The organism is Nonomuraea gerenzanensis (genome assembly GCF_020215645.1).
Taxonomy (GTDB): domain Bacteria; phylum Actinomycetota; class Actinomycetes; order Streptosporangiales; family Streptosporangiaceae; genus Nonomuraea; species Nonomuraea gerenzanensis.
This window is the reverse complement of sequence record NZ_CP084058.1, coordinates 5,299,467-5,322,536: the sequence shown is the minus strand read 5'-3', so window position 1 is coordinate 5,322,536 and position 23,070 is coordinate 5,299,467. Positions and strand designations below refer to the sequence as shown.

Annotated in this window: 22 protein-coding genes; 13 read left to right on the top strand and 9 right to left on the bottom strand. The window is 73.6% G+C overall.

All coding sequences use genetic code 11. From position 1 onward, the window contains the following. Positions 1 to 28 precede the first annotated feature (28 nt). A complete protein-coding gene (locus tag LCN96_RS24945) occupies positions 29 to 2,608 on the bottom strand; it encodes a DUF7824 domain-containing protein (RefSeq protein ID WP_225275303.1) in 2,580 nt (859 codons plus the stop codon). 134 nt (positions 2,609 to 2,742) lie between these two features. On the opposite strand from LCN96_RS24945, the gene LCN96_RS24940 reads away from it, so the two are divergent. Next, complete coding sequence (locus LCN96_RS24940) at positions 2,743 to 2,973, top strand: hypothetical protein (protein ID WP_225275302.1); 231 nt, start codon at positions 2,743 to 2,745, stop codon at positions 2,971 to 2,973. A 199-nt stretch (positions 2,974 to 3,172) separates the two neighbouring features. Here the strand turns inward: LCN96_RS24940 and LCN96_RS24935 are convergent, their stop codons facing one another. Then, positions 3,173 to 3,418: a hypothetical protein gene (locus tag LCN96_RS24935; RefSeq protein ID WP_225275301.1), complete on the bottom strand. Its 246-nt coding sequence runs from the start codon at positions 3,416 to 3,418 to the stop codon at positions 3,173 to 3,175. Beyond that, the gene (locus tag LCN96_RS24930; RefSeq protein WP_225275300.1) at positions 3,415 to 3,609 is read right to left on the bottom strand and encodes an MbtH family protein; all 195 of its coding nucleotides are present in this window, start codon (positions 3,607 to 3,609) and stop codon (positions 3,415 to 3,417) included. The genes LCN96_RS24935 and LCN96_RS24930 overlap by 4 nt, the downstream gene beginning before the upstream one ends. Positions 3,610 to 4,133: 524 nt before the next feature. Between LCN96_RS24930 and LCN96_RS24925 the strand changes: the two genes are divergently transcribed. The 3 genes from LCN96_RS24925 to LCN96_RS24915 all read left to right on the top strand — a co-directional run bounded on the left by LCN96_RS24925 (position 4,134) and on the right by LCN96_RS24915 (position 6,300). Next, a complete protein-coding gene (locus LCN96_RS24925) occupies positions 4,134 to 4,754 on the top strand; it encodes a chemotaxis protein CheB (protein WP_225275299.1) in 621 nt (206 codons plus the stop codon). 184 nt (positions 4,755 to 4,938) lie between these two features. Continuing rightward, positions 4,939 to 5,538 carry a hypothetical protein gene (locus LCN96_RS24920; protein ID WP_225275298.1) on the top strand — a complete coding sequence of 200 codons (600 nt, stop codon included), beginning with the start codon at positions 4,939 to 4,941 and terminating at the stop codon, positions 5,536 to 5,538. Between the two features lie 72 nt (positions 5,539 to 5,610). Then, the gene (locus LCN96_RS24915) at positions 5,611 to 6,300 is read left to right on the top strand and encodes a flavin reductase family protein (protein WP_225275297.1); all 690 of its coding nucleotides are present in this window, start codon (positions 5,611 to 5,613) and stop codon (positions 6,298 to 6,300) included. A 74-nt stretch (positions 6,301 to 6,374) separates the two neighbouring features. Here LCN96_RS24915 and LCN96_RS24910 read toward each other — a convergent pair whose 3' ends face one another. Continuing rightward, on the bottom strand, positions 6,375 to 7,289 hold the full coding sequence (locus LCN96_RS24910) for a zinc-binding dehydrogenase (RefSeq protein ID WP_225275296.1): 915 nt from the start codon (positions 7,287 to 7,289) through the stop codon (positions 6,375 to 6,377). 227 nt (positions 7,290 to 7,516) lie between these two features. On the opposite strand from LCN96_RS24910, the gene LCN96_RS24905 reads away from it, so the two are divergent. From LCN96_RS24905 to LCN96_RS24890, 5 genes are all read left to right on the top strand, one after another. Further along, entirely contained in the window at positions 7,517 to 8,044 is a 528-nt protein-coding gene (locus LCN96_RS24905; RefSeq protein WP_225275295.1) for a TetR/AcrR family transcriptional regulator, read from the top strand. A 129-nt stretch (positions 8,045 to 8,173) separates the two neighbouring features. Beyond that, positions 8,174 to 8,764 carry an RNA polymerase sigma factor gene (locus tag LCN96_RS24900; RefSeq protein WP_225275294.1) on the top strand — a complete coding sequence of 197 codons (591 nt, stop codon included), beginning with the start codon at positions 8,174 to 8,176 and terminating at the stop codon, positions 8,762 to 8,764. A 3-nt stretch (positions 8,765 to 8,767) separates the two neighbouring features. Continuing rightward, positions 8,768 to 9,892 (top strand): hypothetical protein, encoded by a 1,125-nt coding sequence (locus LCN96_RS24895; RefSeq protein WP_225275293.1) that lies wholly within the window; start codon positions 8,768 to 8,770, stop codon positions 9,890 to 9,892. Positions 9,893 to 10,028: 136 nt separating this feature from the next. Then, positions 10,029 to 10,154, top strand: coding sequence for a hypothetical protein (locus LCN96_RS56645; protein ID WP_263657513.1), 126 nt, complete (start codon positions 10,029 to 10,031; stop codon positions 10,152 to 10,154). A 68-nt stretch (positions 10,155 to 10,222) separates the two neighbouring features. Beyond that, the gene (locus tag LCN96_RS24890) at positions 10,223 to 11,272 is read left to right on the top strand and encodes an aldo/keto reductase (protein ID WP_225275292.1); all 1,050 of its coding nucleotides are present in this window, start codon (positions 10,223 to 10,225) and stop codon (positions 11,270 to 11,272) included. A gap of 75 nt (positions 11,273 to 11,347) precedes the next feature. Here LCN96_RS24890 and LCN96_RS24885 read toward each other — a convergent pair whose 3' ends face one another. The 3 genes from LCN96_RS24885 to LCN96_RS24875 all read right to left on the bottom strand — a co-directional run bounded on the left by LCN96_RS24885 (position 11,348) and on the right by LCN96_RS24875 (position 14,808). Continuing rightward, positions 11,348 to 12,898, bottom strand: coding sequence for an AMP-binding protein (locus tag LCN96_RS24885; protein WP_225275291.1), 1,551 nt, complete (start codon positions 12,896 to 12,898; stop codon positions 11,348 to 11,350). 109 nt (positions 12,899 to 13,007) lie between these two features. After that, positions 13,008 to 13,784 carry an ABC transporter permease gene (locus LCN96_RS24880; RefSeq protein ID WP_225275290.1) on the bottom strand — a complete coding sequence of 259 codons (777 nt, stop codon included), beginning with the start codon at positions 13,782 to 13,784 and terminating at the stop codon, positions 13,008 to 13,010. Between the two features lie 4 nt (positions 13,785 to 13,788). After that, positions 13,789 to 14,808, bottom strand: a complete 1,020-nt coding sequence (locus tag LCN96_RS24875; protein WP_225275289.1) for an ABC transporter substrate-binding protein — start codon at positions 14,806 to 14,808, stop codon at positions 13,789 to 13,791. Between the two features lie 85 nt (positions 14,809 to 14,893). Here LCN96_RS24875 and LCN96_RS24870 point away from each other — a divergent pair, with 85 nt between their 5' ends. Together LCN96_RS24870 and LCN96_RS24865 are read left to right on the top strand one after the other, a co-directional pair. Further along, complete coding sequence (locus LCN96_RS24870; protein ID WP_225275288.1) at positions 14,894 to 15,682, top strand: ABC transporter ATP-binding protein; 789 nt, start codon at positions 14,894 to 14,896, stop codon at positions 15,680 to 15,682. A gap of 285 nt (positions 15,683 to 15,967) precedes the next feature. Next, on the top strand, positions 15,968 to 16,975 hold the full coding sequence (locus LCN96_RS24865) for an aminotransferase class V-fold PLP-dependent enzyme (protein ID WP_225275287.1): 1,008 nt from the start codon (positions 15,968 to 15,970) through the stop codon (positions 16,973 to 16,975). Between the two features lie 17 nt (positions 16,976 to 16,992). Here LCN96_RS24865 and LCN96_RS24860 read toward each other — a convergent pair whose 3' ends face one another. Further along, complete coding sequence (locus LCN96_RS24860) at positions 16,993 to 17,772, bottom strand: IclR family transcriptional regulator (RefSeq protein WP_225275286.1); 780 nt, start codon at positions 17,770 to 17,772, stop codon at positions 16,993 to 16,995. A 217-nt stretch (positions 17,773 to 17,989) separates the two neighbouring features. Between LCN96_RS24860 and LCN96_RS24855 the strand changes: the two genes are divergently transcribed. Further along, complete coding sequence (locus tag LCN96_RS24855) at positions 17,990 to 18,214, top strand: hypothetical protein (protein ID WP_225275285.1); 225 nt, start codon at positions 17,990 to 17,992, stop codon at positions 18,212 to 18,214. Positions 18,215 to 18,349: 135 nt separating this feature from the next. Here the strand turns inward: LCN96_RS24855 and LCN96_RS24850 are convergent, their stop codons facing one another. Then, positions 18,350 to 19,612 (bottom strand): metallopeptidase family protein, encoded by a 1,263-nt coding sequence (locus LCN96_RS24850; protein WP_225275284.1) that lies wholly within the window; start codon positions 19,610 to 19,612, stop codon positions 18,350 to 18,352. A 235-nt stretch (positions 19,613 to 19,847) separates the two neighbouring features. Between LCN96_RS24850 and LCN96_RS24845 the strand changes: the two genes are divergently transcribed. After that, entirely contained in the window at positions 19,848 to 22,955 is a 3,108-nt protein-coding gene (locus tag LCN96_RS24845) for an ATP-binding protein (RefSeq protein WP_225275283.1), read from the top strand. The last annotated feature ends 115 nt before the right edge of the window (positions 22,956 to 23,070 follow it).

Genomic DNA, 23,070 nt, shown 5'->3' with positions numbered 1-23,070 from the left:
GTCGTGCCGCCTCAGTCAGTCGTGCTCCTCAGTCCGTCGTGCCGACGAGCTGGACCAGTCGCCGGGCCTCCTGCGTCAACCGGCTCGACCCCTTGCGCCCGGCGACCGCCGCCACCTCCGGCAGCCGCGCCCGTACACCGGCGATCCTGGCCGCCCGAGCCCCTGCCGCCAGCAGGTCGGCCACCCCGGCGCGGGGCCGCTCGCCCTCCCTCGGCAGCAGGCCCGCCAGTACCCCCGACACCACCGCCCACACCGCCTCGTGCGCCCCCGCCTGGGTGGCGTCATCGAGGACGGAGACCACCCGGTTGAGCTTGACGAGGTCGGCCGTGACCAGGCTCGTCACCGCCTCCGCCAGCGCCTGGGCCGGGGTCTCGCCGTGGGCGGCGAGGGTGAGGAAGGCGTCGGTGGCGGCGGCGCGCTCGGCCGGGTTGACGTGGCTCATGCCGCACACCAGGGCGTGCGCGGTGGCGGCGCCGATCGGCCCGTCGCCGTGGGCGAGGGTGGTCAGTGCCTGAGTCTGCCGGTCGTTGGCGTCCATGGACCACGGCAGGTAGCCCACCAGGTGGGCCGCCGCGATCTCGCGGTGGGCGGGCAGGGCGAGCGGCCACCAGGTCAGCGAGTACGTGTGACCGTTCTGCGGCTCGAACAGGGCCCGGATCTCCTCCGGGAGACCGTGCGCGGGCGGCGTGAGCCGGCTCTGCAGCTCCACGCCGCCGTCGGTCCGGCGCACGGTCACGGTCGCCTCCGGGTCGGGCATGCCGCCGTCGCGCATCCACGCCGCACACGTACGGCCCGCCTCGGACGTCAGCCGGACGGCCCGCTCGACGTCGGCGGTCTCGAACCGGCGGGGCAGCCGCAGTAACGCCTGCGCCAGGTCGGCGGGCAGCGCCTCCACCCCCGCGGCCTCCAGCCGTTCCAGGCGGTCGAGCAGCACCGAGGGGGCCAGGTGACCGGTGCCCGACGTGGGGGTGGCCAGCAGCACCGGATAGCCGGTGCCGTTCTCGAAGGGGGTCACCAGCTCCATGGCGCGGCGCCGGTAGAGCAGCTCGGGCGCGCCGGGAGCGTCGGAGTGGCGGTAGCGGCGCCGCGCCGCGGCTCCCGCCGTCAGCTTCCTGCTGCGCGCGGGGTCGGCGAAGGCGAGAAACGCCCTGGAGACCGCCGTGAAGAGGGTCTGGTGGCCGTCGATCCCGTAGGCGGCCTCGGAGAACGGATGCCACCACGGCCGTAGCGCCTGCCTGAGCTGCCCGGGAGCCCGGTGCGACCACTCGATCAGGCCCGCGAGGAGGCGTTCGAAGGCGTACACGTCGGGCGGCCAGCGGAACGCCTGCAGCTCCTGCACCAGCTCCTGCGGTGAGGCGACGGGCGGCGGCAGCGGCGGGCCCTCCCCCACCCACAGCGGTGGCGCGGCGGGCGGGGCAGCCTCGGCGATGCCGCCCCCGTACGCCGCCGAGATCTTCTCCAGCAGCTCCGACGGCAGCTCCGCCGCCGCCTGCCGGATCGGGTCGCGACCGGCGGGCCCGGCCTGCGGCGCGAGCCTGACGGCCAGCCGTACGGCGCGCTCCTGCAGCGCGAGCGTGTCCTGGGTGAAGATCGTCGCGAGGGTGCCCAGCACGGTGTCCACGCGGCCCGCGTCGCGCAGCACCGCGTCGCCCGCCCACGACACGGCGGCGCGCAGCAGCTTCTTCTCCGGCCGGAACGCCAGCGCCCCCATCGCCTCGGCGAACAGCTCCTCCTCCAGCCGCCCCGCCTCCTCCAGCCGCCGCAGCTGCGCCAGCGCCACGTCGGCCACCGCGACGGGCCCGGCGGGCAGCAGGGCGGTGTAGTCACGGGCGTACCTGGCCGACTCGTCGAGGTCGAGGTCGAGGCGGTCGTGCAGGGTCGCCAGCTCCGAGCGGGCCGCCGGGCCGTCGCGCAGCAGCCGCCGCACGATGGCGCCGACGACGGCCGCCCGGTCGAGCAGGCCGTCGTGGACGAGGCGCGCGACCGTCTCGACGACCTGCCAGAGCGGGGCCTGGGCGAGGGCGTCCACCTCGAGGATGCGGGGCCCGTACGCGGCCACGAACGGGTCGCGGCCGGCCGTCTCCGGATGCAGCCTGCGCAGCCACCCGACGATGAACGGCTCGCCGTCCGGCGGCTCGATGCCGGTCTCGCGGACGAGCGCGGCGGCGAGGTACCAGTGCCTCGGCTCCGGCAGCCGCATGCGGGCGGCGACGCGGCGGGCCACGTCGGCCTGCCACTCCACGGGCCGGCGGCGCAGCAGGCCGAGGAGCAGCTCGTGGTCGCGGTCGTCGAGCCAGCGGGGCAGCTCCCGCCGGAACAGCCAGGCCGTCACGGCCGACGCGCCGCCCAGGCACGCCACGCCCGCCACCAGCAGCGGCCTGCCCTGCGCCGCCCACTCCCGCCACCCGGCCGTGCGGGCTGTGGCGGTGACGTAGCCGGGCAGCTCGGCCGCGACCTTCCTGCGGGCCGGGTCGTCGAGCGTGACCAGGTACGCCGCCAGCCCGGCGGCGTCGCCGGCCGTGACCCGCGCGAGGGTCTCCTCCCAGGCGGTCGCGGGCGGGGGTGAGGTGGGTCGGGCGCTCGGGTGCGGCGCCAGCACATGTGCCATGATCCGGGACCCTAGCGGGTGGGCACGACAATTCCCCGGTCACGCGGACGGCACGGCTCCCGGGCCGCGCGGGCGGCACGGCTCCGGGTGACCGTGGGCGCGGCGGCAGAGCGCGGGCGACCTCCAGGGCGAGCATGCCGGGGACGGCCGTGTGGTCCTCGCGTTCCAGCCACGTCACCTCCACACCCGCCGGCGCGTCGAGCGGCTGCCGGTCCTCCGGTGCCTCGTCGAGCGTCTTCTGCCTGTCGGCGGTCAGCGTGGAGCCGAACAGCCAGTCGCCGTGGATGTCCGACAGCGACTCCAGGCTGAGCGGCATCGAGTGGGCGGTGCCGTCCTTGTCCTGGGCGGCCTGGGCACCTGCCTGACCACGCCGGCGGCCGGCTGGTGGTGAGCCTCAGGACAGCGTGCGGGGAACCCCGGGCGGCGGGCCGCCTCCGCGCACATGGGCGCCCGCCACCCGGGGTCGATCAAGGTCGCGGGACTCTCTCCCGCGTAAGGGCCCGCACCCTGCACCACGCGGAACGCGACCAGCGAGCCCACGTCCCAGGACAGGCGCGCAGCCCCCTAAACCGTGAACACCGCCGGCGCGGCCAGGAACACGCCGGGGCGCGCCGTACCGGTCGCACAACCAGCCGGCGACCGGCATGCACACCGCGAGGCCGGCCAGGAACGCCGGCTCCACGGCGCCGCTCGCCTGCGGCGGCACCCGGGGTCGGCGGCGATGGCGAACAGCGCCGGGTTGACGATCGTCGCGTCCAGGCCGTTCATGCACATCGCCGTGACATGGACGGCCTGGACGACCGGCCTCACCGACGCAGGCTGCGGGGACGCAGGTCGGTCCAGGAGGCGGAGACGTAGGCCAGGCACGCGGCGCGGGAGTCGGGGCCGAAGCGCACCGACCAGCCCTCGGGCACGGCGGCGAAGGAGGGCCAGATGGAGTGCTGCTCCTCGTCGTTGGCCAGGACGAAGAACTCGCCGTCGGGGTCGTCGAAGGGGTTCATGATTCGAGCTCCTCGCGTCGGGCCGCGACGATCGCGCCGATGTCGGCGATCGGTCCCGGCCGGGTCATGTCCTTGTGGCTGCAGGCGACGTCGTGCGCCTCGATCGCGCCGTTCACGTGCGGGCGCCAGGCGTCCGCACGTGAGGGTGTCGTCGAGGGGGTCGACGGTGGCGCGGAAGAAGAGCACGTCGCCGCCACAGCCTTCGATGCGGCAGGGCGGCGCGGTCGGTCGAGCTTGCCGTTGACGGTGAGCGGGAGCGCGCCCGGGCCGCGCCGATCCCCCGGGCCGCGCCGGTCACCGAGGCGATGCTGCCTTCGATCCCGTCCATTGCGGCAAGTCCTCCCCGAATGCTTTAGTTAGGCAAGCCTTGCCTAATTTGATCGGAAAGTCAGCATCTGTCAAGGGAGTGTTCCGATGCCCTCACGGCCACCCGCCTCATGTCGTGCGAGGGCCCGCGCGACCGGGGGTGGCTTCGCGCGAGACCTGCGGGGTGACGGCCGCCTTTCCTGGGAAGGAGCACCGGCATGGCCTCCGCGACCGGACGGCCGGGGCCCGCTCCGCCGTGCCCGGTCGTCGCCCTCGTCTCCTCGGCCGGCGGGCTGACCGCCACCGGCACGGTCCTGTCCGGCCTGCCGTCCGGGCTGGCCGCTTCGGTGATCGTGCTGCAGCACCTGGCGCCGGACCACCGGAGCGTCCTGCCCGAGCTCCTCGGCCTGCGCACCGGCCTGCCGGTGGCGGCGGCCCAGGACGGGCAGCCGCTCCTGCCCCGCCGCGTGGTGGTCGCGCCACCCGGACGGCACCTGCTGGTGCGCGCCGACCGGCGGCTGGCGCTGATCCCCTCGGGGCCGTTCCCGCCGTCCCGGCCCTCCGCGGACCTGCTGCTTGTGAGCCTCGCCCTCGCCGCGGGGCCCGACGCCATCGCGGTCGTCCTGTCGGGCAGAGGGAACGACAGCGCGACGGGGGCCGCGGCTGTGCACCACTTCGGCGGCACCGTGGTCGCCACGGACGCCGCGACCAGCGATCACTTCGACATGCCCGCGGCGTGCATCGAGCAGGAGGAGACCGTGGATCACGTGGTGCCGCTGGACCAGGTGGCGGCGCTGCTCGTCGGCCTGGTCGACGGGCTTCGGCCGGACGGTCCCTGATGGCCCGGCGGCGATCGTCCGCCGGGAATACGCTTCCCGGCTTCGTCCCCCATGGCCTTCAGGGGAGCTTGCCATCAACGCCTGGCCGCCCTGGCTCGGGCCGCGTGCAAGCGAGCGGCTGTTCCTCCCGCTGCGCGTCTCCGCCCTGCCCGACTGGACCCACCCCCTCGCCTCAGCCGCGGACGTGCTCGCCCCCGCGCTCGGCGGCGCCCCGCTGCCCGACGCCTTCGTCGAGGCCGTCTTCGCCGCCGGGGAACCTGCCCAGCTCGGCCTCCTGGCCACCAACCAGCGGCTCCTGTCCGACCGGCCGAGCCTGCCCGACCGGCTCGCCGCCACCGGGCAGGCCCCGGTCGCTCGGGTGGCCCTGGAGCTGGTGAGCGCCAGACAGCCCGCGTGGTCGCTGCGCGCCCGCCGCCGCGGCCTGTCCTGCGCCACAGGCGTGGGCTGGGCGGGACCCGAGGGTGCGATGATCCCGCTGTCGGGGCTGCGGCACCGGCTGTCGGGGCGGCGGGCGATCGGCATCCGCGACCTGGCGGCCGAGGCCGGCGCGTGGGAGGCGCGGCTGGCGGCGGCCGGCAAGCACGACGAGGGCGGCGCCGACTCCGACACGGTGCACCAGATCTTCGCCGACGCGGAGGTGTCGCAGCTGCGCGAGCACCTGGAGGTGGTGGCACGGCTGCTGCCGTACCTGCCGCCGAAGTTACGCGCCACCTACCTGGTCGGGCAGCCTGAGGACAAGCAGCGTCTGTGGGTGGACGCCTTCGCCATGATGGCCGCCCGTTAGCAGCCGGCCAACTGAACGGGAGGTCCGAAGTCCGCCAGCGTACGGCCGGGGCGGGGGCGAAAGTGGTTGCCCATGAACAACACTGTGGTGACCGGGCACGTCCGTATCGAGCCGAACATCCTCTATTTCGGCACCCCCGTCGTCCTGATCTCCTCCTCGAACGAGGACGGCACCCCCAACCTGGCCCCCATGTCGTCGGCCTTCTGGCTCGGCTGGCGCGCCATGCTGGGGCTGGGCGCCAGGTCCAAGACCGCCGCCAACCTGCGCAGGACCCGCGAGTGCGTCCTCAACCTGCCTTCCGACGCGCTCGCGGCTGCGGTGGACCGGCTGGCGCTCACCACGGGCTCCGACCCGGTGCCCGAGCGCAAGTACGAGCGGGGTTACCGGCATGTGGGCGACAAGTTCGGGCACGCGGGGCTGACCGCTGTGCCGTCCGAGGTGGTGGCGCCGCCACGGGTGGGCGAGTGCCCGGTGGCGATGGAGTGCGTGGTGGAGGCGGTGCATCCGGTGGGTGACGGCGGGGTTCTCGGGTTCGAGGTGCGGGTCGTGCGGGTGTGGGCGCACGAGGAGATCCGGCTCGCGGGGACGGACGACCACATCGATCCGGATGCGTGGCGGCCGTTGATCATGAGCTTCCAGAAGTTGTACGGGCTGGGGCAGCAGGTGCATCCGTCGAGGCTGGCGAGCATTCCTGAGCGGCTCTACCGGACGGAGGACCTCGACCGGGCCCGCACGGAGGTCTCCGCGTCCCACGGCCGGTGACCTTCGGCGCCAGGCGGGCGCGTCAGGCGGGCGCGTCAGGCGGGCGCGTCAGGCGGGCGCGTCAGGCGGGCGCGTCAGGCGGGCGGGGTCACGTCCAGGACGGCCTTGCCCGCGACGCGCCGCTCCAGCAGCGCCCGCGAGGCGCCGGCGATGCGCTCCCAGGGGCCGCGCCAGCCGATCTCCGGCGACAGCCGCCCCGCAGCGGCGAACCCGAGCAGCGTCGCAAGGTCCGGCCCCACCTCATGGACATCGCCGAACGTGCTCATCGTCTTGGCGGCCCCGACGAAGAACATCGAGTACGGCTCGAACACGGCCGGCTCACCGGACGCCCAGCCGATGTTCTGCACGCTCCCCCCAGCCGCGAGCAACGCCCAGGCGGCGGCGAGCTGAGGCCCGCCCACGTTGTCCAGAATGAGGTCGACAGGCCGATCGATGCCCTGCAGCCCCACGACCACCTCCTGCGCCCCCAGCCCGCTCAACCCCTCGCCCCGCGCCACCGACCCCACCGAGGCGATCACGTGAGCGCCGCCCAGCGCGGCGAGCTGCACCGCGTACCGTCCGACACCACCCGCGGCCCCGGTGATCAGCACCCGCCGCCCCAGGATGTCGCGCGTACGCAAGGTACGCAGCGCCGTGATGCCGGCCATCGGCAGCGCGGCGGCGTCGGCGAGCTCCACCCCCTCGGGAACCTCGGCGACCGCGGTGCTGTCCACGGCCATGCGCTGCGCCCACGCGCCGGCCCCGAACGCCGCCACCCTGGCCCCTTCAGCCGGCCCGCTCCCATCGGCCGCGGCACGCACGACGACCCCGGCGGCGTCGTAGCCGTGCACGGTCCCGGCCGGCCGTCGTCCGGCGAAGGCCACCTCGCCCCGGTTGAGGGAGACGTGCCGCACCTCGATCAGCGACTGGTGCGGCGCGGGCTCGGGTTCGGGGGCCGTGGCGAGGCGCAGTGAAGCGGGGGCGTCGGGGTCGACGATGAGTGCGCGCATGTCCGTTCCTCTCGTGGGGGTTGATGCGGACCGACAGTCCGCTTGGCAGGAAGGTAGCATAATCGGACCGATAGTCCGCATCTGCACGCGAGGGTTCCATGGCAGACCGCCACACCGACGGCACCGCAACCGCTGCGGGTACCGCCCACGCCACGAGCACGAGCACGGGCAGCGGCGAGGATGGCAGACGGTCGGAGCGTGCTGATGCGGCCAGGAACCGGCAGGCGGTGCTTCGCGCGACCGAGCAGCTCCTGGCCGAAGGCGGCGGGGATCATGTGTCGCTCGATCGGGTGGCCGCGCTGGCAGGAGTGGGCAAAGGCACGGTGTTCCGGCGTTTCGGCAGCCGCGCGGGTCTCCTGCAGGCGCTGCTCGAAGAGCGTTCCCGCGAGCTGCGCGAGGCGGTCGCGAGCGGCCCGCCCCCGCTCGGCCCCGGCGCCCCCGCCCACGAGCGGCTACGGGCGTTCCTCGACGCCCTCGGCGCGATCGCGGAAGGCAACGCCGTCCTGCTGGCGGCACACGAGCAGGCCTGCGCGGAAGACAGGTACGGCGACCCCAGCTACCGGCTCTGGCATCACCACCTCAGCACCTTGTTCGCCGCCGAACGCCCCGACCTGGACGCGGACTTCCTGGCCCACGCCCTGCTCGCCGTCTTCGACGGTGACCTGGTCCGCCACCTGACCCCGCCGGGCGACCCCCGCCGCTTCACCCGTTCCGTGCAGGAGCTGGCGGCGGCGCTGCTCGGCCCTCGCCCCTGAGGGCACAGTCGTGATCTCCTGAACGGCGGCGCCGACCGTCAGCACTCTCCGGCGCCGCCGCGAAAAACCGCGAACAAGGACGACCGCATCGGGCAATAAGCGCCGACCCTCCTTCGAGAAAGGCGCCGGATGCATGACCCTTCCCACCTCTCCACGCCCGTGGCCGCGGAGCCGGACGACGCGTCGGTCATCGCGAACTCGCGCCACGACCCCGAGTGGTTCTCGGTGATCTTCGACCGGTACTTCACCGCGATCCACCGGTACGCCGCCGCCAGGCTCGGACCGGCCGCTGCCGACGATGTGGCCGCGGAGACGTTCCTGGCGGGGTTCGACCAGCGCGACCGCTACGACCTGACCCGGCCGGAGGCCAAGGCCTGGTTGTACGGCATCGCCACGAACCTCATCGGCCGCCACCGCCGCGACGAGCTCCGCCTCTACCGGGCGCTCAGCCGCGCGGCCGGCCGCGACGACACCGAGAACCACGCCGACCGCGTCACCGACCGCGTGACCGCCGAACAGCTCAGCCCGCGACTGGCCCGCGGGCTGAAGAGCCTGCCCCAGGGTGACCGTGACGCGCTGATGCTCGTCGCCTGCGCCGGCCTCAGCTACGCGGAGGCGGCCTTCGCCCTGGGCGTTCCGATCGGCACCGTCAGCTCCCGGCTGAACCGGGCCCGAGCCAGGCTGCGCAAGTCCCTGGGTCACGCGGTGAAGGAGGTCTGAGTCATGAACGAGCTGGACGAGTTGCGCCGCCATCACGACACGATGCCGGAGCCGGACGCGAGGACCATCGACGCGGCACGTTCGCGCCTGAACGCCCACATGCGAGGAGGGCGCGACGAGCGGCCCCGTCAGCTCCGGCCGCTGCGGGCGGCGTGGGCACCGCGGGCGTTCTGGCTGCGCCGGGCGCTGTGGGCGCCGCTGGCCGGGGCCGCCGTCGCGCTGGCTGTGGCCGTGACGGTCGCACCCCGGCAGGGCGAGGACCCGCGACCCCCTCAGGCGCAGCCACCCACCATCGCCGAGCTGCGGCTGCGTCCCGTGGCGAACGCCCAGGACGTGGCGGACAACGCGGCACTGCTGGCCGGCGGGGAGCCGGCGTGGACGGCCGGGCCGAAGCAGTGGGGCTACGTGAAGAGCCTGCGCGCGCGCACCAGGACGGACGGCGGCCGGTGGTTGCGCGGCGAGCCGGCGAAGACGAGCACGCACGAGCAGTGGCGACGGCTCGACGACCAGGCGTTCGCCACCATCGAGCGGGGCAAGCTCACGGTGCACGAGGGGTCGGAGTTCGAGGTGACCTACCCCTACCTGCTCGCCCTGCCCGCCGACGCCGACCGGTTGCTGGCCCGGATCTACGAGACGGTCGACGCCGAGCACGCCAGGAATCGCGCGTCCATGCTGGAGCGTGCCCGGCAGCGGGCGCAGGCCAGAGGCAGGACGCCTGAGGAGGCCGCCCGCCTGGCCGAGGAGGCGCCGCCGCCGCTGACCTCCGTGCAGCGGGACAGGTGGGCGTTCCAGCTGATCGCGCTGGGCATGGGGGACGCCGCGCTGCCGCCCAGGATCCGTGCCGCCATGTACGGCGCCATGGCCGCGATCCCGGGCGTCCGGTACGAGGACGGCTCCTCCGACCTGCTCGACCGCCGGGGCATCACCCTCTACCACGTCCTGGACGGCTACCTGCGCGACGAGATCTTCATCGACCCGCGGACGTACGAGTACCTGGGTTACCGCACCATCGTGGTCAAGAACCACAAGGACGGCCCCTTCGACACCATGAGGAAGGGCGACATCCACAACTGGGACGCCCTGGTCGAGACCGCCGTCGTCGACCGGGCAGGGCAACGGCCCGGCTGACCCGGATCCGGGGACGGCATTCGGCCCCCGGCGGCACTACGCACCGATGCGGCGCCGCCATACGGTGCGGCCATGCGGCGCATCGCCAGCCCCCTCGGCAGGCTGAAGCCTCCTCACCCTCCCCGGCCTGCTCCTCATGGCGCTGTCCACCGGTGGCGCACCGTCCTGGCAGGCCGCGCCGGCAGGCGCGCTGCTCCTGCCGGCGTTCCTGCTCGCCGGCCTGGGCTTGTTCTGCCTGTTCGGCCACCGCACCCCCCTCTAATGAAACAAATTTGCCGTTAGTGTGCTACCGTTCTTAACGGGAAATCTGACCCGTTAAAGGATGGAATCATGGAATTTCGGCAGTTGGGTGCGTCCGGTCTCAAGGTGCCCGCGCTGAGCTTCGGCGCAGGCACGTTCGGCGGCAGGGGCGAGTTGTTCGGCGCGTGGGGGAACACCGACGTGGCGGAGGCCAGGCGGCTGGTGGACGTGGCCGTCGAGGCGGGGGTGACGATGTTCGACACCGCCGACGTGTACTCCGACGGCGCCTCGGAGGAGGTGCTCGGCCAGGCGATCAAGGGACGCCGGGACGAGGTGCTCATCTCCACCAAGGCCGGGCTGCCCGTGGACGACACTCCCAACGGCGCCGGCACGTCGCGGCCCCGGCTGATCAGGGCGGTGGACGACGCGCTGCGCCGCCTCGGCACCGACTACATCGACCTGTTCCAGTTGCACGCCTTCGACGCCGCCACGCCGGTCGAGGAGGTCCTGTCCACGCTCGGCGACCTGGTGGCGGCCGGCAAGCTGCGGTACGTGGGCGTGTCCAACTTCTCCGGCTGGCAGCTCATGAAGTCCCTCGCCGCGTCCGACCGGCACGGCTACCCCCGGTACGTGGCGCATCAGGTCTACTACTCGTTGGTCGGCCGCGACTACGAGTGGGAGCTGATGCCCCTCGGCCTCGACCAGGGCGTCGGCGCGCTGGTGTGGAGCCCGCTCGGCTGGGGCCGCCTCACCGGCAGGATCCGGCGCGGCGCGCCGCTCCCCGCAGGCAGCCGGTTGCACCGCACGGCCGCCTACGGGCCGCCCGTGGACGACGAGCGGCTGTACGCGGTGGTGGACGTGCTCGACGAGATCGCCGGGGAGACCGGCAAGAGCGTTCCGCAGATCGCGCTCAACTGGCTGCTGCGCCGCCCGACCGTGGCCTCGGTCATCGTGGGGGCGCGCAACGAGGAGCAGTTGCGGGAGAACCTGGGCGCCGTCGGCTGGTCCCTCACCCCCGACCAGGTGTCCCGCCTGGACGCCGCCAGCACCGTCACGGCGGCCTACCCCTACTACCCGTATCGCAGCCAGGAGGGGTTCGCCCGCGTGAACCCGCCGATCGAGCGCCTCATCCACGGGTGAGGCCCGTGGGGGGCGTGCTCCGGAGGTGAGGCGCGGGCGGCGATCCGGGGATCATGCCAGCCGGACGAGGGGGGCTCATCCCCGTACGAGCCGGTCCCGATCCACCTTCCCCGTCGGGTTACGCGGCACGGACGGCACGAACTCCACATCACGCGGCACCTTGAACCCGGCCAGCGACTCCTTGACCGCCCGCCGGAGCTCCTCCGCCGACAACCGCGCCCCATCGGCCGCCACCACGTAAGCGGCCAGCCGCTGCCCGTACTCCTCGTCCGGCACCCCCAGCACCGCCACATCCGCCACGCCCGGGACGCGGGCCAGGACGTTCTCCACCTCCTGCGGGAACACGTTCTCGCCACCGGAGACGATCATGTCGTCGTCGCGGCCGTCGATGAACAGCAGGCCCCGCCGGTCCCGGTGCCCGAGGTCGCCCGTGGCCAGCAGGCCGTCCGGCCCTCCCCCGGCGCCGAACGTCAGCCCGCCCCCGACGAGCACCCGCCCGACCTGCCCGGCCGGTTGCGCACGCCCGTCCGGCCCCTCGATGCGCACGGTCGCCCCGCGCGGAGGACGTCCGACGGTGTCGGGTGCGGTGCGCAGGTCGGCGGGCGTGGCCAGGGCGGCCCAACCGGCCTCGGTGGAGCCGTAGAGGTTGTACAGGACGTCCCCGTAGGTGTTCATGAACGCGGTGGCCAGGTCGGGGCGCAGCGCGGAGCCGCCCGAGACGACCACCCGCAGGTGCGGCAGCGGCCGGGGCGTGCACGCCAGGAGGCGTTTCAGCATCACCGGCACGGCCACCAGCGTGCCGGCGCGGTGCCGTTCGAGGGCGTCGAGGACGGCCTCGGGGTCGAAGCGCCGCATGAGCACGACCGGGCAGCCGAGCACGAGCGCGGCGGCGTACCAGAGCAGGCCGAGACCGTGGAACAGCGGCGGGGCGATGAGCATCGGCTCGCCGCCGCGCACCGGCACGGTCGCCAGCATCGACAGGAACGGCTCCGCCACGGCGGCCGGGGAGAGCCGCCGTGGCGCGCCCTTGGGCACGCCGGTCGTCCCGGACGTGAGCAGCACCAGCCGCCCCGCCCGCCGCGGCGACGGCACCCCCGCGCCGGAGCCGCCCTCCCGGATCAGCCCGTCCAGATCTCCGGTCCAGGGTCCGTCGAAGTCCACGTGGGGCAGGCCGGGGTCGGCGATGAGGGCGTGTACGCGCTCGCGCCGCAGCACGTCCCGCAGGCGCGGCCCCGCCAGCCCGGTGTTCAGGAGCAGCAGGTCGGCGCCGAGCCGGGACACGGCCGCCACCACCTCGGCGAACCCGCGGTCGTTGGGCCACATGACCGCCACCGTCCTGCCCGGCTCGATGCCGAGCCGGCGGTGCAGGCCCGCCGCCAGCGCCGCGGCGCGGGCGTCGAGCTCGGCGAACGTGAGCGTCCCCGCCTCGTCGATGACGGCCGGCCGGTCGGGCCAGCGCGCCGCCGCGGCGGCCAGGCCCGTGGCGGGGCTGAGGTGGAAGTGCCGGTACGCCTCCACGACGCGGGCGAGCACCGAGGGGTGCACCGGGCCCAGGAGTCCGTTGCGGATGAGCGCGGAGGCGGCCTCGATTCCGAAACCGCCCAGGTCGATCAGCCTTCCGAGCATCTGCGCACCACGCCTTTCGTCAGGACAGAAGGTACGCGTACCCGCCCACGCCGCAAGCGCACCACGCAGGCAGCGCGACCTCGTGGTGAGAGGCTCAGTGGTGAGTGGCTCAGCGGACGGCCGCCGTCTCCCGCACCCAGGGCAGCAGCAGCCGCTCGGCCAGCACCAGCGCGTAGAACAACGCGATGCTCATGACGCCGAGCAGCCCGATGGCGGCGAACGCCAGCGCCGTGTCCGAGCTACCGCCCGCCTGCACGATCACGAACCCCAGCCCGGCGTCCCCCGCGCTGAACTCCCCGATCACCGCACCCACCGACGCCAGCGGCATCGCCACCTTCAACCCCACGAACACCTGCGGCAACGCGCCGGGAAAGCGGATCTTCACGAACGCCTGCCACCGCGGCGTGTCCAGCGACCTGGCCAGCTCCACCAGCTCGGGCGGCGTCGAGGCCAGCCCGCCCGCCACCGACAGCACCACCGGGAAGAAGCACACCAGCAACGCCATCACCACCTTCGGCTGCTGGCCGAACCCCATCCACACCACCAGCAGCGGCGCCAGCGCCACCTTCGGGACCGCGTTGAAGGCCACCAGCAGCGGATAGAACATCAGCTCCGCCACCCGGAACGCCGCGATCACCATCCCGATCACCAGCCCGCAGGCCACCGACAGCACGAACCCGAGCACCGTCTCCCCCAGCGTGATCACCGCCTGCTCCAGCAGGTAACCGGGGATCCGCAGGAACGCCGCCACCACGTCCGCGGGCGACGGCAGGACGATCTCCGGAATCGCGAACGCCGAGGCCACCAGCGCCCACGCGCCGACCGCGACGACCACGCCCAGCGTGGACCAGGCCGCCGCGGTCGCCGCGTCCCGGCCGCGCTCCACCCGCTCAGCCCTGGGGCAGCAGGTCGAACGCGACCACCGACTCCGGCGTCAGCTGCTCCTCGAACGCCCCGGCGGTGCGCAGCACGGTGATCGCCCGCTCCACGCGTTCCCTGCTCATCGTGCCCATCGGCGCCCCGCCCTCCGGGCGCACGTACGAGGCCATCAGGGTCAGCTCCGCGGCGGCCACCTCGGCCTTCTGCGCGGGCTGCTCGGCGACCAGGATCCGCGCCGTCTCCTGCGGGTGCTCGACCGCGTACGCCAGGCCCTTGAGCAGCGCGCCGGTGAACCGCCTGACCAGGTCGGGCCGGCCGGTCGCGACCGCGGTGGAGGTGGTCACCGCCGAGCCGTACAGGTCGGTGATGACGTCCCCGAACGGCAGGACCGTGACCTCCTTGCCCTTGGCGGCGTTACGCACCGTGGGCTGGCCGACCACGTACTGGCCGATCGCGTCCACCTGCCCGGAGGCCAGGTTCGCGGCGAGCTGGGCGGGCTCCAGGCTGACCCACTTCACCTTCGAGGCGTCCAGCCCGGTCAGCCGGGCATAGCTGGGGAACATCATTCTGATCACCGACGACGCCGTGTCGGCCACCGTCCTGCCCTCCAGGTCCTTCGGCCGGCTGATGCCGCTGTCGCCCAGCGTCATCAGCGCGGCCAGCGTGCGCTGGTGCAGCGCCGCCACCGCGACCGCGCCCTCCGCCTTGCCCCCGGCGGCGCTGATCAGCGTGGCCGTGAAGTCCACGGCGGCGAACTGCGCCCGGCCGCCGAGCACCGCGGCCAGGTTCTCACCGCTGCCCTGGCCGGGCTGCACGGCCACCTCGATCCCGGCCTCCCTGAAGAAGCCCTTCTCCTGCGCGACGTAGACATAGGCCTCCCGCCCGAACGCGCCGAACCCGGTCACCCAGGTGACCCGATCGGCGGCCGGCCGGGCCGGCGACGGCTCCTGCGCCCCCGAGCCGCAGGCGGCGGGGAGGAAGGACGTCGCGACCAGAACGGTGATCGTGATGACGCGCGGCAGTCGCCTCATGCCCCAGATCATGACGGACCCTGCACGACGGTCAATATGTCGCGGGCCGTGACTCGGCATACCATCGGGATCAGGAGGTCCCGAGGTGATCCTGCTGCGCGAGGTTTCCCAGGTGTTCGGCGGGCGCCGCGGCGAGGTGGAAGCGCTGCGCGACCTCGACCTCGACGTGGCCGACGGCGAGTTCACCGCCGTCGTGGGCCGCTCCGGCTGCGGCAAGTCCACGCTGCTGCGCCTCATCGCCGGGCTGCTCACCGCCACCTCGGGAGAGGTACGCGTCGGCGGCGAGCCCGTCGTCAAACCCCGCCGCGACGTCGCCATCATGTTCCAGCGCCCCGCCCTGCTGCCCTGGCGCAGCGTGCTCGACAACGTCCTGCTGCCCGTCGAGATCTTCGGCTGGCCCCGTCAGGAGCACCGCGCCCACGCCTTCCGGCTGCTGGAGATGGTCGGGCTGGAGTCCTTCCACCGGCGGCTGCCCCACGAGCTGTCCGGCGGCATGCAGCAGCGGGTCGCGCTGTGCCGGGCGCTCATCCAGTGGCCCCGCGTGCTGCTCATGGACGAGCCGTTCTCCGCCCTCGACGCGCTCACCCGCGAGGAGCTGTCGATCGAGCTGCAGCAGATCCACATGGAGCACGCCGCCACCGTCGTGCTCGTCACCCACTCGATCGAGGAGGCCGTGCTGCTCGCCGACCGCGTCGTCGTCCTGACCCCGCGCCCCGGCCGCATCCTCACCGTCGTGGACGTGGCCGTGCCCCGGCCGCGCACCCTCGGCCAGCACGCCTACGCCGCCGACCTGGCCCGCTGCTCGGCCGAGCTGCACGAGGTGCTCGGCGCCCGCCGCGCCGTCGGCGAGCCGCCGCCCGCCCCTCAGCGGTAGGCGGCGCGGATCCGAACTCCTGGCTCATCCCCACGTCGAACTCCGCCCGCACCACGCTCGCCCGGATCCGCCTGGCGAGCCCCGCCTCGATCCGCACCTCGCACCGAGGCAGCTCCGCGTAGTCGCTCGGCCCGGCGGCCGACTCGGCCACCCCGATGCCGAAGATCGGCACGCTCTCGACGAAGAACGTGTGGTAATGATCGGAGGTGAATACGATCAGTACGTCCGGCGCCAGTCCGCCTTTACAACGTAGATTTCCACTGACCCCGCCCCTACGCTGGGACCATGGACGTCACCGAGCTCTGGGACGCGGCCCCCGGCTGGCTGAACACCGCCTCCTACGGCCTGCCCCCTCGCCCCGCCTTCGAGGAGCTGCAGGCCGTGCTGACCGACTGGCGGCACGGCGCCACCGACTGGAAGCCGTGGGACGCCTCCGTCGGGCGTGCCAGGGCCGCCTTCGCCCGCCTCGTCTCGGCCCCCGTCGCGGACGTGAGCGTGAGCTCGACCGTGTCCCAGATCATGTCCGTGGTGGCCACCGCGCTGCCGCCCGGCGCCAGGGTCGTGGTGCCGGAGATCGAGTTCACCAGCAACCTGTTCCCCTGGGCGGTGGCGGCCCGGGTCGAGCCGGTGCCCGCCGACCGGCTGGCCGAGGCGGTCACGCGCGGCACCGCCGCCGTGGCGTTCAGCCTGGTGCAGTCGGCCACCGGGTACGTGACGCCGCTCGCGGACGTCGTGGCCGCCGCCCGCGAGCATGACGCGCTGGTCGTCGTGGACGCCTCGCAGGCGTGCGGCTGGCTGCCCGTCGAGGTCGCGGGGGTGGACGTACTGGCCTGCGCGGCGTACAAGTGGCTGATGGCGCCGCGCGGGGCGGCGTTCGCCTACCTGTCGCCGCGCGTGCGCGAGCGCATGCGCCCGCTGGCCGCCAACTGGTACGGCGGCGCCGACGAGGGCGGCTCCTACTACGGCCCGCCGCTGCGGCTGGCCGGCGACGCGCGGGCGTTCGACCTGTCGCCGGCCTGGTTCTCCTTCGTCGGGGCCGCGCCCGCGATCGAGCTGCTGAACGAGCTCGGCGTCGAACGTGTCCGCGACCACGACGTGGCGCTGGCCAACCGCTTCCTGACGGGCCTCGGCCTGCCGCCGTCCGACTCCGCCATCGTCTCGGTGGACGCGCCGGGGGAACGGCTGGCGGCGGCCGGGATCCGCGCCGCCGTGCGGGCGGGCAAGGTGCGCGCCAGCTTCCACCTCTACACGACGCGGGACGACGTCGACCGCGCCCTCGACGCCCTGACCTGACCGCGCCCCTGGGCGGCTCAGCCGAGGGGGTGCTCGAACCCGCGCTCCGACATGCGCCTGGCCACCTCGACCAGGTCGGCCGTGAACTCCTCGACACGTTCGGCGGTGAAGCGCACACTCGGCCCGCTCAGCGTGAGCGCGGCGACCGTGGCCTTCGATCCCCCGGTGACCGGGACGGCCACCGCCGACAGCCCCGGCTCGCGTTCGCCGTGGCTGACGGCGTACCCGTCGCGCTCGGCCCGCGCGGCCCACTCCCGCAGCGTCGCCACGTGCTCCTGCCCGTACGGCGAGGCGCGCGCCACCCGTTCGAGCAGCCGCTCAGGGGCGTCCTTGAGCAGCACCTTCGAGGACGCGCCCGCCCACAGCGGCAGCTCGTCGCCCACGCGCACGACGTGCCGCAGCGGCTGCGGGCTCTCCTGCTGCGCGATGCACACGCGGTGCACGTCGCGCAGCACGTACAGGTTGACGGTCTCCCGCTGCCGCGCCCCCAGCTCCCGCATGAGCTGCACGGTCTCCGGCGGCAGCTCCCAGGCGTTGCGGGCCAGGTGCGCCCACCGCCACAGGGCCGGGCCCGCCGCGTAACCCTTCGGCGTGGCCCACAGCAGCCCCATGTGCTCCAGCGTCTGCAACATCCGCAGGGCGGTGGTCTTGGCCAGCCCCGTCTCGTCCACCACCTCGCGGATCGTCAGCGTCCGGCGGTCCTCGGTGAGCAGTGACAGGATGTCGAACGCCCGCTGCACGCTGCGCACGCCGCCGGTGTCTTCAGCCTGGTTTGAAGGCACGGGATCCTCACTCATCGGTCGAACGGTTACCTGCCGCTCACCTTCTCACGCCACCGGGCACGACGGGCCCGCGGCGGTGCTTAGACGCACGCAAGGGGGTTGCGGGTTCGACAAGCCTCGCTCGCACCCGTGACAGCACACCGTAACCGCTCGCTACGTTGAGTAACCATCGGGAACGGCTAAATCAACACACGACAATCCATGGTCCCCTCCACTCACAGAAGGGCATTTCATGCGTCACTCAACCCGGATCGCCACCATCACTCTCGCCGGCGCCTTCGCGCTGGCCGCCGTCGCCGGTCCGGCGGCGGCGACCGTCCCCGGCGGCATCGACGCGCTCAACGGCAACAGCGTCCTGAACGACAACAACGTCTGCGTGCAGGACGTCGAAGCGGCCGCCATCGGCGTCAAGGTACCCATCGTGTCGTCGGAATCAGCAGGCTGCGTCCAGCGCTGACCGGCTCCCCTGCGGTCCCCCTTCTTCCCTGGGACCGCCCGTAAGTCCCGCAGCGCGGCGTCCGGCCCGGTGCCCACGGCCGGCACCGATGTCCGGCACCGGCCGGACGCCGCGCTGCGGCCCCACTCCCCTGGCTCACAACCCGTAACGGCTCTTCAGATGCCGCCACCAGTCACGGAACATCCACGCGTCGAACTCCGTGATCGACGACGCGCTGCCCGCCTTCATCAGGAAGCAGCACACGCCGGTCGGTGTCCAGTCGTAGAAGTCGTCCAGGCCGAACGAGTGCCCGATCTCGTGCAGCAGGATGTGCACGTTGTCGGCGTCGAGGTTGGACAGGTAGTACTCGCTGCCGATCCGCTGCCCCCAGTCGCCGCCGGCGCCGCCGCCGAAGCCGGCGGTCAGCCACAGCGACATGTCGTAGTGGTGGGAGGCGCCGCCCGGACAGCGCGGGTAGGTGCCGCTCTGGTTGAAGAAGCGGCCGCACGCCTCGGCGCACTGGGGCGCGTTCTCGCGGATGTCGTTGACGTAGACGTCCACAGAGGTGTCGCTCCACTGGAGCTGGGCGCGGTCGCGGACCGCCCAGCCCACCACCTTCACCGGCACGCTGCTGTACGGCCAGCCGTTGTGGCCGGCCATCACGTCCATCCACTTCTTGAACTGGCGGGCCAGCGTGGCGTGGATCTGGTCGCGCTGCGCGGCGGTCACCGAGGCGCTCGAGTCCCAGCGCACGCAGTAGTTGATCGAGCCGCGGTTGGCCATGACCTGGTCCCAGCCGTAGTTGCGGAAGCCGTACAGGTTCGGGTACGTGCTCTCCTGGTGCTGCCAGACCTCGTTCAGCGGGGTGACGAGGCTGGCGGGCGGGTTCCAGCCCGTGCCGCCGGACGAGCCCGCGGTCCACGCCCTGACCTCCAGCAGCCCGACCGACGCCGGCCCGCTCTGCAGCACGACGCGCAGCCGGGTGGTGCTGACGGCCGAGGCGAAGGTGACCTTGTTGAAGGCGTTGACGGCCATCGGGTAGGTGCCGGGGATGTCCGCGTACGTGCTGCCTGTCCAGCGCTGCAGCTTCCACGAGGCCGGGACGCGCACGCCGCCGCCGTCGTCGAAGAAGTACACCTCGGCGGAGATGAGCGGCTGGGCGGCGGCCCAGGTGAGCTCGGCCCACTGGGAGCCGGTGTTGGGCCAGGTGCCCCAGCGGCGGTTGGCGGTGTCGTTCGAGCTCGGCGGGGTGATGCCGTCGTTGATCGCCGCGACGCTCTCCCAGGGGGAGGTGTACGAGGCCGCCGGGGTCGCGGTCACCGCCACGTTCGTGTCCGCCAGGGCCGGGCGGGCCGGTAACAGCAAGCCGGAGAGGAGCAGGATGGGCAGGATGGCCAGGCGTCTCACACGTCTCTGCACGCCGGTCCTCCGATCTGGTAGCGCTAACATCCGTGGGCCTTGAGGAAGGGCGCGCTCCCTCAAGGCCCGGCTCGTCCGTCCGGTGCGCGTGGGCTCGCGCACTTGATCGCACGCCCTGGGACAGGCGTCAAACCGGACGCCTGAGCACTCGCACCGACCTGCAGGTTCGCCCGCTGAAACTTTCATGCCCGGCACGGCCTCCGGCTTTGTCGGTCCGGCCGCGTAGGGTTCCGGCATGACCCCGCTCATCGGGCGCGACCGGCCCGCCGCCATCCTGCGCGGCGAGGTGGAGCGCGCGCTGGTCAGCCACGGAGCGCTGGTCCTCGTGACGGGCGAGGCGGGCATCGGCAAGAGCACGCTGGTGGCGGGCGCGGCCGAGGAGGCCGTGCGCGGCGGCGCCAGGCTGCTCACCGGCGCCTGCTGGGAGGGCGAGGGCGCGCCGGGCTACTGGCCGTGGGTGCAGGTGGTCAGGCAGCTCGCCCCCGGCGCCACCCCGCAGGGCCTGGCGGGGGCCGACGCGGAGGCGTTCCAGCTCTACGACGCGGTGACGGGGCTGCTCGTGACCGCCTCGCGGGAGCGGCCGGTGGTGGTCGTGCTCGAAGACCTGCACTGGGCGGACGCGGCGTCGCTGCGGCTGCTGGAGTTCGTGGTGCGGCACGCCTGGTTCGAGCGGCTGCTCGTGATCGGCACCTACCGCGACGCCGAGGTGGACGGGCCGCTCAGCCCTCCCCTGGAGGCCAAGGCGACCACGGTGGCGTTGACGGGGCTTGATCAATCGGGCGTGCGGCGGCTGGTTGAGCGGACGACGGGGGTGGTTCCGGAGCCTGAGCTGGTGGCGGAGATCCATCAGCGTACGGGGGGTAATCCGTTCTTCGTGGAGCAGACGGCGCGGCTGTGGCAGGGGGGTAGCCCGCTGGCCACCGTTCCGCCCGGGGTCGGGGCGGTGGTTCGGCGGCGGTTGTCTCGGTTGGCGGGTGAGGTGTTGGGGGTTTTGCGGGTGGCGGCGGTGCTGGGGCGCGAGTTCGCCGAGGACGCCCTGGTTCGGGCGTTGGCTTACGTGCCGTTCCTGGATGGCGAAGCGCCCGCCCTCCCAGCTTCCATCGTCCAGGCGCCCGCCCTCAAGGCGTCCGTCGCCGAGGCAGCCGTCACCAGGGCGCTCGACCAGGCCGTGTCCGCCAAGCTCATCGTCTCGCACGACTCCGGCCGCTACGCGTTCGTGCACGACCTGGTGCGCGAGACCCTCTACGCCGAGCTCGACGAGCCGGCCCGGGCCACCCTGCACGCATCCGCCCTGGCAGCACTCGACACCGCGCTCCCCGCCACCCGCGCCCACCACGCCTACCTGGCCGCCGCACCCGACGCGGTGGACCTGCTCCTGACCGCGGCCCACGACGCCGAGGCCCGGATGGCGGACGAGGAGGCCGCAGGCCACTACCGCCGCGCCCTGGAGCTGACGCCCGGCTCCGAGCCGCGCCGGCGGGCCACGATCGGCCTCGACCTCGGCGTGGCCCAGCACCGCGCAGGCGATGCCGCTTCCGGAGCCCGCACCCTGGAGACCGCCCTCGCGCTCATCCGCCGCCTCGACGTGCCCGAGCTACTGGCGATCGCGGCCCTGAAGCTGCACGACCTGTGCCACACCGGTCAGAGCCGCTGGACGGACTTCGTCCACGACGCCCATCACAAGCTCCTGCACCACGACGCCCCCTCCCCACTCCCACCGACGAGCACCGGCACACACGAGGGCAACCGCCCCGGCCAGGCGGAGGGCGAGGACCGGCTGCACGCCGCGGCGCGCGAGCTGACCGAGGTGGCGGCCGACCTGGCCAGGCAGGGCGAGGACGACGAGGCTCTCGCCTACAGCCTGCTGTCCAGGCTGGGCGTCATCTGGAGCCCGGGCACCACGGCCGAACGCCTGTCGATCACCGAGGAGCTGTCGGCGGTCGCCCGACGCACGAAAGACGACCAACTCGACCTGACCGCCCGCTCCTGGCGCATCGGCGCCCTCCTGGAGCTGGGCGACCCGCGCTGCCTGGCCGAGCAGCGCGCGTTCACCGCCCGGGCGAAGTCCTCGGGGCTGGCCCTCTTCCAGCACGAGGCCGCCGTGCTCGAGGCCGCGTTCGCCACGCTCACCGGCCGCTTCGACGAGGCCGACGCGGACATCGACGCCGCCCACGACCTCGGCGAGCAGCCCGGCATCGGCAGACAGGACCTGCGCTGGATGCAACGCTGGTCGGCCGCCCTGCTCCGCGGTCGTTTCGACGTGGCCGACACCGTCCTGGCGGAGATGGAGCGTGCGGGCAGCCGGCACTTCCCGCTCTACCACGCCGTGACGGCGGTGCAGCGCGGCGGCGACGGCGAGGCCGCCGTGCGGCACCTGGCGCAGATCATGGCGGCGGGCGAGCAGTACCTGCGCTGGATGGCGCCGCTGTGGCTGAGGTTCCAGGCGCAGGCGGCGGCCCGGTCCAAGGACCCCGTGCTCTGCGAGCACGCCCGCGCCGCCATCTCCCCGTACATCGGCCAGTGGGGCATCACCGCCACCGTCACCGTCGAGGGCCCGTACGCCCATTGGGCGGCCGTGCTGGACGCGGCCCAGGAACGCTGGGACGACGCGATCACCGGCTTCACCGCGGCCTGCCGCGCGGCCGACCTCCTGGGCGCGCGCCCCTGGTCGGTCCTGTCCCGCGCCGGCCTGGCGCAGGCACTCCAGGCTCGCGGCGACGACGCCTCCACCCTGATCGAGCAGCTCGAACGGGACGCCGCGGAGCTCGGCATGCTGCTCCGCCTCCCGGCCCCGGACACCGGCACCTTCCACTTCGACGGCGAGGTCTGGGCCGTGACCTTCGCCGGCCGCACCGTACACCTGCCCGACTCCAAGGGCCTGGCCGACCTGCGCATTCTGCTCGCCCGCCCGGGAAGCGACGTACCGGCGGTCGAGCTCCTCAACCCACCGGGCGGCCAGGTCGTCATCGCGGCGCGCGGCATGGGCGGCGACGACGTCCTGGACGATGAGGCCCGAACGCGCTACCGCAGGCGGCTGGAACTGCTGGACGAGGAGATCGATCGAGCGGTCCACCTCGGCCAGGACCACCGCGCCGCCGACCTCGACGCGGAGCGGCAGGCCCTGCTGGATGAGCTACGGGCCGCCGCCGGCCTCGGTGGCCGCCCCCGCCGGCTCGGCGACGAGGCCGAACGTGCCCGCAAGGCGGTCACCAACCGCATCCGCAACACTCTCCGCCAGCTCGACCAGCGGCACCCCGAGCTGGCGGCCCATTTACGCGCCTCCGTCTCGACCGGCTCGACCTGCCGCTATCAACCGGCGTCGGAGGTGAGCTGGAACACCTGACCTCGACGCAGCGCCACCCGACAGACCACCACCCGACGCAGCGCCACCCGACACGGCATGAGGCGGCGCTGAGCCCAGCGCTGGTCACGTCGCGCGGTGCGACTCACGTGACCGC

What these genes read in the sequence shown, in the direction of transcription:
- LCN96_RS24945 (WP_225275303.1), bottom strand. Translation starts at nt 2,608, where the DNA reads ATGGCACATGTGCTGGCGCCGCACCCGAGCGCCCGACCCACCTCACCC.
- LCN96_RS24940 (WP_225275302.1), top strand. Translation starts at nt 2,743, where the DNA reads ATGCCGGGGACGGCCGTGTGGTCCTCGCGTTCCAGCCACGTCACCTCC.
- LCN96_RS24930 (WP_225275300.1), bottom strand. Translation starts at nt 3,609, where the DNA reads ATGAACCCCTTCGACGACCCCGACGGCGAGTTCTTCGTCCTGGCCAAC.
- LCN96_RS24925 (WP_225275299.1), top strand. Translation starts at nt 4,134, where the DNA reads ATGGCCTCCGCGACCGGACGGCCGGGGCCCGCTCCGCCGTGCCCGGTC.
- LCN96_RS24915 (WP_225275297.1), top strand. Translation starts at nt 5,611, where the DNA reads ATGAACAACACTGTGGTGACCGGGCACGTCCGTATCGAGCCGAACATC.
- LCN96_RS24910 (WP_225275296.1), bottom strand. Translation starts at nt 7,289, where the DNA reads ATGCGCGCACTCATCGTCGACCCCGACGCCCCCGCTTCACTGCGCCTC.
- LCN96_RS24900 (WP_225275294.1), top strand. Translation starts at nt 8,174, where the DNA reads ATGCATGACCCTTCCCACCTCTCCACGCCCGTGGCCGCGGAGCCGGAC.
- LCN96_RS24895 (WP_225275293.1), top strand. Translation starts at nt 8,768, where the DNA reads ATGAACGAGCTGGACGAGTTGCGCCGCCATCACGACACGATGCCGGAG.
- LCN96_RS56645 (WP_263657513.1), top strand. Translation starts at nt 10,029, where the DNA reads ATGGCGCTGTCCACCGGTGGCGCACCGTCCTGGCAGGCCGCGCCGGCA.
- LCN96_RS24890 (WP_225275292.1), top strand. Translation starts at nt 10,223, where the DNA reads ATGGAATTTCGGCAGTTGGGTGCGTCCGGTCTCAAGGTGCCCGCGCTG.
- LCN96_RS24885 (WP_225275291.1), bottom strand. Translation starts at nt 12,898, where the DNA reads ATGCTCGGAAGGCTGATCGACCTGGGCGGTTTCGGAATCGAGGCCGCC.
- LCN96_RS24875 (WP_225275289.1), bottom strand. Translation starts at nt 14,808, where the DNA reads ATGAGGCGACTGCCGCGCGTCATCACGATCACCGTTCTGGTCGCGACG.
- LCN96_RS24865 (WP_225275287.1), top strand. Translation starts at nt 15,968, where the DNA reads ATGGACGTCACCGAGCTCTGGGACGCGGCCCCCGGCTGGCTGAACACC.
- LCN96_RS24860 (WP_225275286.1), bottom strand. Translation starts at nt 17,772, where the DNA reads ATGAGTGAGGATCCCGTGCCTTCAAACCAGGCTGAAGACACCGGCGGC.
- LCN96_RS24855 (WP_225275285.1), top strand. Translation starts at nt 17,990, where the DNA reads ATGCGTCACTCAACCCGGATCGCCACCATCACTCTCGCCGGCGCCTTC.
- LCN96_RS24845 (WP_225275283.1), top strand. Translation starts at nt 19,848, where the DNA reads ATGACCCCGCTCATCGGGCGCGACCGGCCCGCCGCCATCCTGCGCGGC.